At 63.5% G+C, this 12,455-nt stretch carries 14 protein-coding genes; 5 read left to right on the top strand and 9 right to left on the bottom strand.

Annotation, left to right across the window (positions count from 1 at the left end; translation table 11 throughout):
* Window positions 1-23: 23 nt before the first annotated feature.
* The 6 genes from sciP to HAD_RS07860 form a co-directional block, all read right to left on the bottom strand.
* Window positions 24-296: a CtrA inhibitor SciP gene (gene sciP / locus HAD_RS07885; protein WP_035571879.1), complete on the bottom strand. Its 273-nt coding sequence runs from the start codon at window positions 294-296 to the stop codon at window positions 24-26.
* Window positions 297-502: 206 nt separating this feature from the next.
* Window positions 503-1,588 (bottom strand): phosphotransferase, encoded by a 1,086-nt coding sequence (locus HAD_RS07880; protein ID WP_051596027.1) that lies wholly within the window; start codon window positions 1,586-1,588, stop codon window positions 503-505.
* Complete coding sequence (locus tag HAD_RS17900) at window positions 1,554-2,210, bottom strand: hypothetical protein (RefSeq protein ID WP_051596026.1); 657 nt, start codon at window positions 2,208-2,210, stop codon at window positions 1,554-1,556. The genes HAD_RS07880 and HAD_RS17900 overlap by 35 nt, the downstream gene beginning before the upstream one ends.
* Before the next feature lie 15 nt (window positions 2,211-2,225).
* Window positions 2,226-3,032, bottom strand: coding sequence for a pyrroline-5-carboxylate reductase (gene proC / locus HAD_RS07870; RefSeq protein ID WP_035570367.1), 807 nt, complete (start codon window positions 3,030-3,032; stop codon window positions 2,226-2,228).
* Between the two features lie 4 nt (window positions 3,033-3,036).
* Window positions 3,037-3,540 carry a type III secretion system chaperone family protein gene (locus HAD_RS07865; RefSeq protein WP_035570366.1) on the bottom strand — a complete coding sequence of 168 codons (504 nt, stop codon included), beginning with the start codon at window positions 3,538-3,540 and terminating at the stop codon, window positions 3,037-3,039.
* 130 nt (window positions 3,541-3,670) lie between these two features.
* Window positions 3,671-3,928 (bottom strand): accessory factor UbiK family protein, encoded by a 258-nt coding sequence (locus HAD_RS07860; protein ID WP_035570364.1) that lies wholly within the window; start codon window positions 3,926-3,928, stop codon window positions 3,671-3,673.
* 89 nt (window positions 3,929-4,017) lie between these two features.
* Between HAD_RS07860 and lgt the strand changes: the two genes are divergently transcribed.
* Window positions 4,018-4,986: a prolipoprotein diacylglyceryl transferase gene (gene lgt, locus HAD_RS07855; protein ID WP_241765322.1), complete on the top strand. Its 969-nt coding sequence runs from the start codon at window positions 4,018-4,020 to the stop codon at window positions 4,984-4,986.
* A complete protein-coding gene (locus HAD_RS07850; protein ID WP_035570362.1) occupies window positions 4,983-6,029 on the top strand; it encodes a class I SAM-dependent methyltransferase in 1,047 nt (348 codons plus the stop codon). Before lgt ends, HAD_RS07850 begins: the two co-directional genes overlap by 4 nt.
* On the opposite strand, the gene HAD_RS07845 is transcribed toward HAD_RS07850, so the two are convergent.
* Entirely contained in the window at window positions 6,026-6,448 is a 423-nt protein-coding gene (locus tag HAD_RS07845; RefSeq protein WP_035570360.1) for a secondary thiamine-phosphate synthase enzyme YjbQ, read from the bottom strand. The two genes, HAD_RS07850 and HAD_RS07845, sit on opposite strands and share 4 nt — an antisense overlap.
* Window positions 6,449-6,558: 110 nt before the next feature.
* Between HAD_RS07845 and ypfJ the strand changes: the two genes are divergently transcribed.
* Window positions 6,559-7,410, top strand: a complete 852-nt coding sequence (gene ypfJ / locus HAD_RS07840) for a KPN_02809 family neutral zinc metallopeptidase (RefSeq protein ID WP_035570358.1) — start codon at window positions 6,559-6,561, stop codon at window positions 7,408-7,410.
* Between the two features lie 112 nt (window positions 7,411-7,522).
* Window positions 7,523-8,809 carry an O-acetylhomoserine aminocarboxypropyltransferase/cysteine synthase family protein gene (locus HAD_RS07835; protein ID WP_035570357.1) on the top strand — a complete coding sequence of 429 codons (1,287 nt, stop codon included), beginning with the start codon at window positions 7,523-7,525 and terminating at the stop codon, window positions 8,807-8,809.
* Window positions 8,810-8,881: 72 nt separating this feature from the next.
* Here HAD_RS07835 and HAD_RS07830 read toward each other — a convergent pair whose 3' ends face one another.
* Complete coding sequence (locus tag HAD_RS07830) at window positions 8,882-9,751, bottom strand: LysR substrate-binding domain-containing protein (RefSeq protein ID WP_035570356.1); 870 nt, start codon at window positions 9,749-9,751, stop codon at window positions 8,882-8,884.
* 100 nt (window positions 9,752-9,851) lie between these two features.
* On the opposite strand from HAD_RS07830, the gene HAD_RS07825 reads away from it, so the two are divergent.
* Window positions 9,852-10,862, top strand: coding sequence for a YeiH family protein (locus tag HAD_RS07825; RefSeq protein WP_035570355.1), 1,011 nt, complete (start codon window positions 9,852-9,854; stop codon window positions 10,860-10,862).
* A gap of 48 nt (window positions 10,863-10,910) precedes the next feature.
* Here the strand turns inward: HAD_RS07825 and HAD_RS07820 are convergent, their stop codons facing one another.
* The gene (locus tag HAD_RS07820) at window positions 10,911-12,377 is read right to left on the bottom strand and encodes a DUF1254 domain-containing protein (protein WP_156942199.1); all 1,467 of its coding nucleotides are present in this window, start codon (window positions 12,375-12,377) and stop codon (window positions 10,911-10,913) included.
* Window positions 12,378-12,455 lie beyond the last annotated feature (78 nt).

Here is a 12,455-nt window from a genome sequence, read left to right as displayed (position 1 = left end):
GTAAATTTGGGTTTAACAAACGCCTAGCGGCGATACTGCTGCAGGCGGGTCGTGCGCAGGCCTTTGGCGCCGTGACGCAGGTAAAGTCGCTCCCAGCCTTCGAACTCTTCATCCGTCAGGTTGTAGCGATCACACGCAGCCTTGCGGCTCAGCAGGCCACCGGCAACGGCGGCAACCACTTCCGCTTTGCGGCGGGTGACCCAACGGGAAATGTTCGGCGACGGGAGATCCGCCATTGTGAGCTTCTGGCCGTCAGGGCCTTTCACACTCATCGGTTTTGCATTCTGCTGTTCCATATCCACACCATTTTCCAATAGAGGGCGGACACTCCTTCTGGAGAGCCCGGAATATGGACACTACGCGCTTCCCCTTAAGCCCACGCGTAACCCGTTATGAGAGTTTACGCGCGCTCATTAGGAGGATGTTTGGAAACCTGTTCCGGCCCGGCACAGTGGGCGAGACTCTGCAGAAAACATTACACGAATGAAAAAAATCTGCGGCTTCAGGGCAGCAATTCGAGAGCATTATTGTCCCGTGCCTGCGCCGCATGACGCCGCAACATGGTCAGGAACATCTGATCGCCGCGTTCCGTCTGTTTCACCAGCATCGCCGCGCCAAACGCCACCGACATGCCGTAGAAACACGTGTAGCGGTAGTCATCGAAGAGCGCGTCGAACCCGTAATCCGTGACGCCCTCATCCTGCAGGCGGGCATGATAGTAGCGCAGCAGGGCCTGCTCATGCTTCGGCCGGTCTTCCCGTGTCAGGCCTGCCCCGATGAAATACGCCACATCGCTGGCCGGGGCGCCCTTGCCTACCGTCTGCCAATCGACCACGGCGAGCGGCTTCGGCGCGCCCGGCTTGCCAAACAGCATATTGTCCAGGCGGTAATCGTTGTGCGTCAGGGCGAACGGGCCGTCTCCCGGCTCCTGCTGCATGCGCGGCAGGGCGTCGGCATAGGCGTCCCCCACTTCGATGACATCCGGCGTGAGAGACGCGTCATAGCGGTCCTTGAAGCCTGTCCACAGCATGGCAACCTGCTCCGGGCTCATTGCCGGAGGCGGCGCCACGCTGGTGCCCTGCAGCCAGGGATAGGTATCAAGGGACTCGTCATTCCAGTAGGCCGCGTGCAGAATCGCTGCGGCATCCATGGCCCGCTCCGCCTCAGCGACGCTGCAGCCGGCCAGCTGGTCTCCCTGCTCGGACGGGGCCATGTCTTCCATGATCAGAGCGAAGCGGTTCGTCTCCGCGTCATAGTCGGTGTACAGCGCGGCGGGGGTGATGCGGCCCGCCACTTTCGGAAAGGTGCGGTAGAAGTTCACCTCGCGCTCATAGTGGCCGAGCATTTTGGCCGTCATGAGGCTGGCTTCATTATCGGACGGGAACTTGCCGACCAGCGTCGCCGGGGCGCCGTCTCCCTTGCGGGCATAGTCGAAGACAAAGCGGACATTCTCGCCAATCTGGCCTGTGCCGATAGACTTTGCCGTGAGGCCGGAGACCTCTGCATCAATGCCTATTTCTTCGAAAAGCTGGTTGAACCAGTCCGGCGTGAGTTCAAGGGGATTGGTGTCGAGGCCGGGTCGGCTCATGGGGTTCCTCCGCATCGTCGGGCTCTGCCGGCCCGCTCTTTGATTTTTTGGGTATGTATTTCTTCAGGCGTAACATCCGCGCCTCCGCGGCGCGCAGGGCCTTGTCCAGCGCGGCCATGGTGAGGGCGAAATCGCCATTCTTGTCCTTGCGCCAGGCCCGCTCGGTCTGCGCGATCACGAACGCGATGGCGGCAATCTTGAGGCCCAGCGGCGCGCCGCTGTCATCGTCGAGGCCCGCCGAGGCCAGCGCCCAGTGAGCGCTCGCGGCCCGGTGCGCCGGCAGGCGCAGCAGCAGGCGCGGTGTCCGCTCGCGGTCCCGCATCAGGGCAATGGCGCCAGCGCGGTGGTCTTCCATCGCTTCGAAGCGCAGCATGATCACGTCGAACAGGCGCTCACGCGGGGAGTCTCCGCCTGGCGGGCCTTCTGCGGACATGGCGCGGTCGAAATAAGCCTCGAAGGCGTTGGCGAGGTCGTCCCGCGTGACGCCGTAGAACTCGCTCAGCGGCAGGCCGGCCTCTTCAGCAATGGCGGAGAGGGTAATATTGCCCCAGGAATTGTCTTCAGCCAGGCGCAATGCGGCGAGAAGGCCAAGCTCGACGATGTCGACTGTCTCCTCCTCCATGGTCCTGCCTGTCTCCTAATCGGTATCGCGAGACAGCTCCCGGTCGCGGTTGGCGGCGGCCCGGATCGCTTTTCGCATCAGTATCGGCATCCCACCCTCATCCATAAGGATGTCAAGGGCGGCCTGGGTGGTGCCGCCGGGTGAGGTGACCGCTTTTCTGAGCGCGCTGGGCGGCTGGTCCGATTGCACCATCAGGGTCGCAGCGCCTTCGATCGTGAGCGCGGCAAGCTGTTCAGCGAGTTCGGCAGACAGGCCCTCGGCGATTGCCGCATCCGCCATGGCCTCTGCCATGAGGAAGACATAGGCCGGCCCGCTGCCGGAGAGGCCGGTGACAATCGACATGTGTTTTTCGTCCACCGGGCCAATGACGGCGCCCAGCGGCCGCAGCAGTTTTTCGGCGATTTCGAGCTGCTTCGCCATGACCATACCGGACTTGGAGATGACTGAGACGCCCTTGCCGATGGCTCCGGGTGTGTTGGGCATGACCCGGATGACGCAGTCCGTGCCAAGGCGTTCGGCGAGCTGCTTGATGCGCGTCCCGGCCATGATGGAGACGACCAGCGTCTTCGGGCCGATCCAGGATTTCAGGCTTTCGGCCATCTTCGGGAAGACCTGGGGCTTCACCGCAATGATCAGGACATCCACCGGTTCCGGGTCGGGGTTTACGGCCACCTTGCCGGCGTCGGCCCATTCGGTGACGGTTTCCGACGGCTTCGGGTCCTGGATACGGATATCCGGTTTGCTCTTTCCGGCCAGCCAGCCACTGGCGAGCGCAGCGCCCATCCGCCCTGCCCCGATCAGGGCGATCGATGGCGCGGCCATCGCCTCAGGCTTCGCCGTGGGTTTCGAACATCACCGCGTCGATGGCATCGCGCGGGGATTTTCCAGCCCAGATCAGGAAATTGAAAGCGGGGATGAACCGTTCGACCGCGCTGACAGCGGCGGCCATCGTGCTGCGCACTTCGCCCAGCGTCGGCTCGTCCCGGTCCATCATCGGGAATGTGTAGCGGAAAATGATCACGCCCTCGTCGGCCCAATAGTCGAAATGGCCGAGCCAGAGGCGTTCATTCGCCATCATGATCAGCTCGGCAATCTGGGCGCGGCGCGCGGTTTGCGGTTTGACGTCCAGCGTCATGGAAAAATGGATGGCGGCGGGTTCCGGGCGATAGGCAAACAGGGCGCCAAGGTCGCCCCAGCGTGTTTCGGCGACGGCCTGGATTGTGCCCTCTTCATCGCGTTCAGCCTGCCAGCCGCCTTCTTCAAGCGCCTGTTCAACCCGCTCCAGCGGGTCAACCATGTTGAATTCATTACGGCTCAGGCTGACACTCATTTACGCTCCCCTCGCAGACAGTCTTATCGGGACAGGATTCGTCCCTCTGCGCTATCCCCACGCATGGTCCATGCATACGCCCCTCAGCGACGAGGTCCATGCGCTTCAACAGTTGCGGGAGCTCCAGACGTCAATCGTCGCCTGCTTTTTCGGCGGCTTCCAGCTCCGCCACACGCTTTTCAAGCGCCTCGACCTTTTCCAGCGCGGAGACGGCCAGCGCCTTCAGCGCCTCGACTTCGTCACGCCCGGCCAGGTCCATATCGGCGATCATCGCCCGCACGCGGGACTGCGCCGCCGTTTTGGCCTCTTCGCCCGCTGTACGCGCCGCCCCCAATGCGCCGGTCATCAGACCTGCAATGTCATCGAGCAGTGGATTTGTCGTCGCCATGAGGCTACTCCTTCGCGCGCGGGTGGCTGGCCTTGTCTGCCACATTCCGTAACAGATAGGTTCGGGGCAAGACAGGGAAAAGAGGCCGCATGTTCGACACGATGACGCTGCTGGGGGCACACCTGGCTGCCGGTGCCCTCTCTTTCCCCGAGATGAGCCCCGCCCTTTTCTCCATAGATTTCGGCTTTATCGGCCTCGGCACGTTCCATCTGCGCTGGTACGCGCTGGGTTACATGGCCGGGATCGGCCTCGCCTGGTGGTATGCCAGCGCCATGATCCGGCGCCCGGCCCTGTTCGGCGGCGAAAGCCCGCTGACCAAGGACCAGCTGGACGACATCATGTTCTGGATCATCCTGGGCATCATCCTCGGCGGACGGCTCGGCTACATCCTGTTCTACATGGTGCCCTACCAGATGGACGCCCTGATGGCGGATCCGGGCACGATCCTGCGGATCTGGGATGGCGGCATGTCTTTCCACGGAGGGATCTCCGGCGTTGCCGTCGCGCTTGTCTATTTCGCCTGGTCGCGAAAGGTCAGCCTGTTCTCGATCGGCGACATCGCCGGGGTCGTGGCGCCGATCGGCATCGGCCTCGTGCGAATTGCAAACTTCATCAATGCCGAGCTGTATGGCCGCCACACGGACTCCTCGTGGGGCATGGTCTTCCCGGAAGGCGTGGTGCCGGGCTCCACCCCGCCGGCCTTCAACTGGGACACCGGAAAATGGGTCTATAACGGCTTCGAGACCGCCCGCTATCCGAGCCAGCTGTATGAATCGGCGCTGGAGGGCTGGCTGCCGCTGATCGTGCTCTCCATTCTGATCTGGCGCTTCGGCGCCCTGAAACGGCCCGGCCTCGTCGCGGGCCTGTTCCTGCTGATGTACGCCTTCGGACGCACCGTGGTGGAAAACTTCCGTATGCCGGACAGCTTCGTCCACGGCATGCCGGAATGGCTGACCATGGGCCAGCTGCTGTCCATCCCGATGTGGCTGGGCGGCGCGTGGCTCGTCTGGAACGCGCTGAAACCAAAGACCCCCAAAGACACCAAGACCAAAGCGTGACCCTGAAAGACCGTCTCATCCGCCTGATCGAAACAGGCGGCCCGATCCCTGTGTCGACCTATATGCAGCTCTGCCTGCATGACACGGCGCAGGGCTATTACGCCACGCGTCCCGGCATCGGGAAGGATTTCATCACCGCCCCCGAGATCAGCCAGATCTTCGGCGAACTGATCGGCCTCTGGCTGGTGCATGAATGGAAGGCGATGGGATCGCCTGAGGAAATCCGGATCGTCGAGATCGGCCCCGGCCGCGGTGCCCTGATGCAGGACGCGCTGCGCCTCGGCATGGTGGCGGGCGGCGAAGACTTCGCAAAGGCCATGCGGCTGACCCTCGTCGAACCCTCACCGGCGATGCGCGATATCCAGCGGGACGCGCTTGCAGCCGCCCAGCCGGATTTCGTCTCCACGCTGGCCGAAGTGCCTGCCGGCCCCATGCTGCTGGTCGCAAACGAATATCTCGACTGCCTGCCCGCCCGCCAGTTCCGCCGGGATGGCGGGTCATGGCGCGAATGCGTCATCGGCCTCGATGCCAGCCGTGACCTCGTCTTCGGCCTCGCCGCCGATGAACAGGCCCCGCCGGAAGGCGCCGGAGAGACGCGCGCCGTGGTGGAAGTGCAGACCGGCATGGACCTGCTGGTCGCAGACCTCGTGACCCGCGACGCGCCCTTCCGTGCCCTGTTCGTGGATTATGGCCCCTCGGATAAGGCGCCCGGGGACAGTCTTCGTTCGTACAAGGATGGTGAGCAGGTCAGCCCGCTCGCCCTGCCCGGCGAGTCCGACCTGACGGTGGATGTCGATTTCGGACGGCTGGCGCGCCTCTCCCGCAAAGCCGGGCTGGATGTCGCCGGACCGGCCCCCCAGGGCATGTTCCTGCTGGGCCTCGGCGCGCAGGCGCGGCTCAATCAATTGGTCAAGGCGAACCCGGACGACGGCGAAGCCATGTTCAATGCCGCCCAGCGCCTGATCGACCCGAAAGACATGGGCGAACGCTTCAAGGCGGTCTGCCTGTCGTCCAGCGGCCTGCCGGCACCGGCGGGGTTCTAGCCTTCCAGCAAGTGCGCCACGACGCGGCGGGTGTGCGGGGCGTCGCGGTGCTCGAACAGATAGAGCCCTTGCCAGGTGCCCAGCGCCAGGCGGCCTTCGATCACCGGGATTGAAAGAGACGTCTGCGTCAGCGCGGCCTTGATGTGCGCGGGCATATCGTCCGGCCCTTCGGTGCGATGTTCCAGATAGCTCATGGATGGATCGTTCGCTGGCGGCACGAGGCGGCGGAAAAAGGCCTTCAGGTCTGCCTGCACATCGGGATCGGCATTCTCCTGCACCAGCAGCGAGCAGGACGTATGCTGGCAGAACAGCGTCAGCAGCCCATTGCGGACGGGCATATCGGACAGGAACCGCTGGACGGCCCGGGTGAATTCATAGAGGCCCTGCCCCGAAGTCCTGAGAGCGATGGTTTCGTGCATGAGAACTCCCCTGCATGGGCTGGCCAAAAGGACTGTTTCGTCCTCGCATGGATGCTAGGATAGCGGCAATGGCCGGGCGAGAGGCCCGGCACAGTATCAGGAGAGAGCGGATGCGCTGGCAAGGTGGACGCAAGGGCGGCAATATCGAGGACCGTCGGGGCATGGGGCCCGGCAAGGTGGCCGGCGGCGGTATCGGCGTCATCATCATCGCCCTGATCGGCTATTTCGTCCTCGGCATGGAGCCGGAGGAAGTGGCCCAGATTGTCGGTAGCCAGTCGACCGGCAACGCGGCCAGTACGCAGGAAGGCGTCCGCGGCACACCGGAAGACGAAGCCGGCCAGTTTGTCGATGTCATCAGCGCCAACATCAATGACGTGTGGAGCCAGGAGCTCCGCAGCTATACCGCCCCCACAGTTGTGCTCTACGAACAAGGCACGGGCACCGGCTGCGGCTATGGCCAGGCCGCCATGGGGCCGTTCTACTGCCCGGCAGACCAGACCGTGTATCTCGACCTCGGCTTCTGGCAGGACATGCAGACCCAGCTTGGCGCCTCCGGTGCAGACTTCGCCAAGGCGTATGTGATCGCACACGAATTCGGACACCATGTTCAGAAGCTGACCGGCACCAGCGACGCGGTGCGCAAGCTCCAGCAGGCCGCTGACAGCCAGGAAGAGGCCAATAGCTGGTCGGTTGCGCTGGAGCTGCAGGCCGACTGCTATGCCGGCGTCTGGGCAGCCCATGCCGCCGAAGCCTCAGACGGCGCCGTCGCGCTGGAAGCTGGCGATGTCGAAGAAGGCCTGCGGACGGCCCAGGCCATTGGCGACGACATGATCCAGAAGCGCATGACCGGCAAGGTGACGCCGGAGGCCTTCACCCACGGCACCGCCGACCAGCGGGTCGAATGGCTGAAACGCGGCCTCACCACCGGCGACCCGGCCGCCTGCGGCACGTTCAGCCAGTAAGGCACGCATCAGAAAGCCTGCGGCGAACACGTCAGATTTCCTCATTGCTGCGCCCCGGCCGCTCCCCTAAAGACGGCGGAGAAACCGCAGGGCTAGAAACCGAGGAAACGACATGACCGACACACCGCAGGGCTTTGACACGCTGGCCATTCACGCAGGCACCGAGGCCGACCCGGCCACCGGCGCACGCCAGGTGCCGATCTACCAGACCACCGCCTATGTGTTCCGCGATGCCGATCATGCCGCCGCGCTCTTCGGGCTGCAGGAAGTCGGCTACATCTATTCCCGCCTGACAAACCCGACGATCGGCGCGCTGCAGAACCGCATCGCCGCGCTGGAAGGCGGCGCAGGCGCAGTCTGCTGCTCGTCCGGCCATGCGGCGCAGATCATGTCGCTGTTCCCGCTGATGGCGCCGGGCCGCAACATTGTGGCCTCGACGCGCCTCTATGGCGGGACGATCACCCAGTTCAGCCAGACCTTCAAACGCTTCGGCTGGTCGTGCACCTTTGTCGACTTCGACGACCTCGACGCCGTGAAAGCCGCGATCGATGACGACACCCGCGCCATCTTCTGCGAGACCATCGCGAACCCCGGTGGCTATATCACCGATCTCGACGCCGTCGCCGCCATCGCGGACGAGGCCGGTATTCCGCTGATCGTCGACAACACGACGGCCACGCCCTATCTCTGCCGCCCGATCGACCATGGCGCGACGCTGGTCGTTCACTCGCTGACGAAATACATGACCGGCAATGGCACGGTCACCGGCGGCGTGGTGGTCGACTCCGGCAAGTTCGACTGGTCGGCCAGCGACAAGTTCCCGTCCCTCTCCCAGCCGGAACCGGCCTATCACGGCCTCACCTTCCACGAGACGTTCGGCCCGGCCGCCTTCACCTTCCATGGCATCGCCATCGGCCTGCGTGACCTCGGCATGACGATGAACCCGCAAGGCGCGCACTACACGCTGATGGGCATCGAGACCCTGTCGCTGCGCATGGAGAAGCACATCGCCAATGCGAAGAAGATCGCCGCCTGGCTGGAAGGCCATGAGGCCGTCTCCGGCGTCACCTATGCCGGGCTCGACTCGTCGCCCTACAAGGACCGCATCCCGAAAATCTGCCCGAAAGGCGCTGGCGCGCTGTTCACCGTGCAGCTGAAGGGCGGCTATGATGCCTGCATGAAATTCGTTGCCGGCCTGAACCTGTTCAGCCATGTCGCAAACCTCGGCGATGCCCGCTCGCTGGTCATTCACCCGGCCTCGACCACGCACCGTCAGCTGACCGAAGAACAGCAGATCGCCGCCGGCGCCTCGCCGGACACGGTCCGCCTCTCCATCGGCATCGAAGACGCCGAAGACCTGATCGCGGATCTGGACCAGGCACTGAAGGCGGCGGGCTGAAGCCTTCCCGTCCAGTAAAGACAAAGGGCAGCCCATTGGCTGCCCTTTTTTATGCCGGTCAGATCAGGCGGCTCAGAGGCCCAGCAGCACGTCTGCTGCCTTGCTGAGCCGGCGCTCCTTGTGGTGCAGCGCATAAAAATGACGGACCGGGAGGGACATGTTCGCGGCCACCAGATCGCCGCGGGCGATCAGCGGCGCAACCACCGCACCTGAAACCGCCGCCACGCCGGATGTGCCCCGAATGGCCGAGACAACGGCCTCGTTAGACGGCAGTTCCAGCGCGATGGTCAGGTCCGCCAGTGCAAGCCCTCGCCCGGCAAGCGCATCCATCAGCGCCGCCCGCGTGCCGGAACCCGCTTCCCGCATCACCCATTTCGCCGCAGCAAGGTCCGCATCCGTGAGCGGGTGCCCGTCTGCAAACGGATGATTGCGGTCGGTTACGACCATCATCGCGTCCTTGGCCATCAGCCTGACATGCAGGGCCGGTGCATCGATCTCGCCTTCAATGAAGCCAAGTTCGGCCTGCCCGTTCAGAACGGCATCGGCGACACTCCGGGTGTTGCCGACCTCCAGGCGCACGTCGATTCCGGGATGATCGTCATGAAAGCGCATCAGGCGCGGCGGCAGCCAGTAATTCGCTATCGTCTGGCTGGCCTGCACATGCAGCGTGCCACGGCGCAATCCGCCCAGCTCGCTCAACGCCAACCCCGCCGCCTCCGCCCGCGCCAGGGTCGCCTTCGCCTCGCCCAGAAAGACACGGCCCGCTTCCGTCAGCTCAATGCCGCGCCCCACCCGGTCAAACAGGGCCACATTGTAATACGCTTCCAGCGCCCGGACCGACGCGCTGACGGCCGAGGCCGTCAGACCGATATCTGCCGCCGCGCGGGTCAGATGCTCCCGCTCGGCGACGGCCACGAAAATGCGCAATTGTTCCAGGGTCATCTATTCGTCCAATTTTTCCGAATGGAATATACATTATTATTCGATAGAATGACATGATTGGTGCTGGCATCTGTTTTCCGTCCAGTGAAAGGCGGAAACCATGCTGTTCCAGCGCACCCGATCCATCATGCCCGGCCTCGTGCTGGCGGCGCTGATCGCCCTGCTGGCAGCGGGGCTGCAGGTAGCGGAAGTGCAGGTATTCGGCCGCGCCTGGTTCGAGGCGCTCGTGCTGGCGATCCTGCTTGGCGTGGCGTTCCATACGATCTTCGGTCTGCATGACCGGCTGCGCGCCGGCGTACACTTTTCCTCGAAACTGTTGCTGGAGGCGGCCATCGTGCTGCTTGGCGCCTCTGTCAGTGCGGCGGCCATCGGCAAAGCGGGCCTACCGCTGGTGGCGGCGATTGCCGGGGTCGTCTTCGCGGCCATCGCGATCAGCTATGGCATCGGGCGCGTGATCGGCCTGCCGCACAAGCTGGCGCTTCTGGTCGCCTGCGGAAATTCGATCTGCGGCAACTCCGCCATCGTCGCGGCCGCGCCCGTGATCGAGGCGGAGTCGGAACATGTCACGGCGTCCATCGCCTTTACCGCGGCGCTCGGAATTCTCGTCGTTCTGTTCCTGCCACTGTTCAAGCTGCAGCTGGACATGAGCGAACGGCAATATGGCGTTCTGGCGGGCCTGACCGTCTATGCCGTGCCGCAGGTGCTGGCAGCGACGGCGCCTGTGGGCCTTCTCTCGACGCAGGTGGGCACATTAGTCAAACTGATCCGTGTGCTGCTGCTCGGTCCGGTGATCCTGTTGCTCGGTCTTGCGGGCGGAAAAGCGGCAGGCGCCAGCCGCCCGGGCCTCGGCCGCCTCGTGCCCTGGTTCATCATCGGCTTCCTCGCCATGATGGCTCTGCGTAGCGCCAATCTGATTCCGGCAGCCGCCCTGCCCCCGATCGCTGTGGCCTCGACGCTGCTCACCCTTGTCTCAATGGCCGCCCTCGGCCTGATGGTGGATCTGCGCGCCGTCCTCGCCAGCGGCGGACGTGTGCTGACCACCGGGGTGCTCTCACTTGCCGTCCTGATCGGCGCCAGCTTCCTCGTTCTGACGGGGCTGCAGATCCAATAAAAACGGCGGCCAATTGGCCGCCCTTTTCTTTTGGGTCTCCGGATGGCGTTACTGCTTCTGCCAGTTTTCCGGGAACCATTCCTTGCTGAGGATTTCATCGGTCGGCCCGTAAATCCGCATGACGATGTTCAACTGGATATCCTTGTTCGGGGTGCTCGGAATCCAGTTGGGGACATCGTCAGCGTCTTCCGGCGGCTCAGGTGAGATAAAGAGACGAAGCGATCCGTCCGCCTCATATTTCAAGCCAGGCGTGTTGTCGCCGATCCGGAACTTGTCCCAATCATTCGCAATCAGCTGCGCCGTTGCCATATCGTACAGGGTGATGGACCAGAATTCCTTGACGGGAGGGGGTGACGCAAGCCGCAGCTCATAGGACTCCCCGCCCGTCATATTCTTCCGATCAGAATCCAGCGTCGTGGTGATGTAGACGGACTCCTCTTTCACGTTCACGAGGATGCCGTACTCCGTCAGCGCTGCCCGCAACAACCACGACCAGTCTGGCGTGGAAACCTCCGGCGGGGTCATGCTCCAGCCACGCAGGCGAGAGGCCAGAGGAATCGTCCGGATCATGCGCTGGCTATCCCGTGCCGTTTCCTTCAGCCCCGCCATAAAGACCGGATTGGGTTCCAGGCCGGCGCCCGGAATGATTTCCTCGAAGATATCCGCCGCGTAGGCGTCTTTTCCGTAAGGCGGATTGCGCCGGAGGATTTCACGGTAATTGTCGAAAATAGCGAGCGTTTGCCGCGCATTCGGGTCGATCAGCTCATAGCTCTGCCCCGGTACGGTGCCCGCCGGCACGGGTACATCCATCATCGTGCTGAGCGGCGCCACCTCTACCGCATCGAGAAGGGCCTGCGCCTTTGCCACGTCTTCCGGGATTTCGGGACTGACACGGATACGCCCGAGCAGCGCCACCGTGTTTGTCGGCGAGTCCAGGCGAATAGCGCCCTCAGGCAGTGCCCCCTGCCAGCCCGGACCGACCAGCGCGACCTGCTGGCCACCTTGCGGATAATGCTGGCGCGAGACGTTGGCGATGATGTTGTGCCAGGCGTCCACGAACATGAATGTGTAATAGCGGCCATCCTCGATAGGCGGGATCGTCAGGATTTGCGGCTGCTCCGCGAGATCGAAAAACGAGACGATATTCAGGACATCGAGGTTCGGCGTGACATAGATCTCGTCGTCGGCGGTGGGCGGATCGCGGTATTTGAGGAGCGAATTGATCGCAGCGCCATTTTTCAGGACAAAGTCACGCTCTTCCAGGATCATGCGCCAGCGGCCGTAGAACCAGAGATAGGCCTGCCCGCCGAGATCATAAGCGTGTTTCTCGGCAAACTCGATGGGCGGATAGGGTTTCACGTCGCCCAACTCGGAGACAGATGCATCGCCCATTCCGGAGGTCGCGGCGCGAATGCCTGCGCTGACAGCGCCATTCTTCGCAACAAAGACGGCGGTAAGCACGCACGCGACGATCAGGACGACGCCCATCACTATGCCAGTCAGGATACGCTTCAATTTCAGCCCCTCGAGTTTGCTCTCCAAGGGCCAAGGTATAGGCCGGGCGCAATTTAATGCAATCGCATTACTGAGGCC

The sequence above is a fragment of the Hyphomonas adhaerens MHS-3 genome (assembly GCF_000685235.1).
GTDB lineage: Bacteria > Pseudomonadota > Alphaproteobacteria > Caulobacterales > Hyphomonadaceae > Hyphomonas > Hyphomonas adhaerens.
Note: the sequence above shows the minus strand (reverse complement) of the source record. Positions and strands in the feature narration are given on the sequence as shown.

Bases quoted from the DNA above. Each gene is read 5' to 3' on its own strand.
- sciP (WP_035571879.1), bottom strand. From the start codon at position 296: ATGGAACAGCAGAATGCAAAACCGATGAGTGTGAAAGGCCCTGACGGC.
- HAD_RS07880 (WP_051596027.1), bottom strand. From the start codon at position 1,588: ATGAGCCGACCCGGCCTCGACACCAATCCCCTTGAACTCACGCCGGAC.
- HAD_RS17900 (WP_051596026.1), bottom strand. From the start codon at position 2,210: ATGGAGGAGGAGACAGTCGACATCGTCGAGCTTGGCCTTCTCGCCGCA.
- proC (WP_035570367.1), bottom strand. From the start codon at position 3,032: ATGGCCGCGCCATCGATCGCCCTGATCGGGGCAGGGCGGATGGGCGCT.
- HAD_RS07865 (WP_035570366.1), bottom strand. From the start codon at position 3,540: ATGAGTGTCAGCCTGAGCCGTAATGAATTCAACATGGTTGACCCGCTG.
- HAD_RS07860 (WP_035570364.1), bottom strand. From the start codon at position 3,928: ATGGCGACGACAAATCCACTGCTCGATGACATTGCAGGTCTGATGACC.
- lgt (WP_241765322.1), top strand. From the start codon at position 4,018: ATGTTCGACACGATGACGCTGCTGGGGGCACACCTGGCTGCCGGTGCC.
- HAD_RS07845 (WP_035570360.1), bottom strand. From the start codon at position 6,448: ATGCACGAAACCATCGCTCTCAGGACTTCGGGGCAGGGCCTCTATGAA.
- ypfJ (WP_035570358.1), top strand. From the start codon at position 6,559: ATGCGCTGGCAAGGTGGACGCAAGGGCGGCAATATCGAGGACCGTCGG.
- HAD_RS07835 (WP_035570357.1), top strand. From the start codon at position 7,523: ATGACCGACACACCGCAGGGCTTTGACACGCTGGCCATTCACGCAGGC.
- HAD_RS07830 (WP_035570356.1), bottom strand. From the start codon at position 9,751: ATGACCCTGGAACAATTGCGCATTTTCGTGGCCGTCGCCGAGCGGGAG.
- HAD_RS07825 (WP_035570355.1), top strand. From the start codon at position 9,852: ATGCTGTTCCAGCGCACCCGATCCATCATGCCCGGCCTCGTGCTGGCG.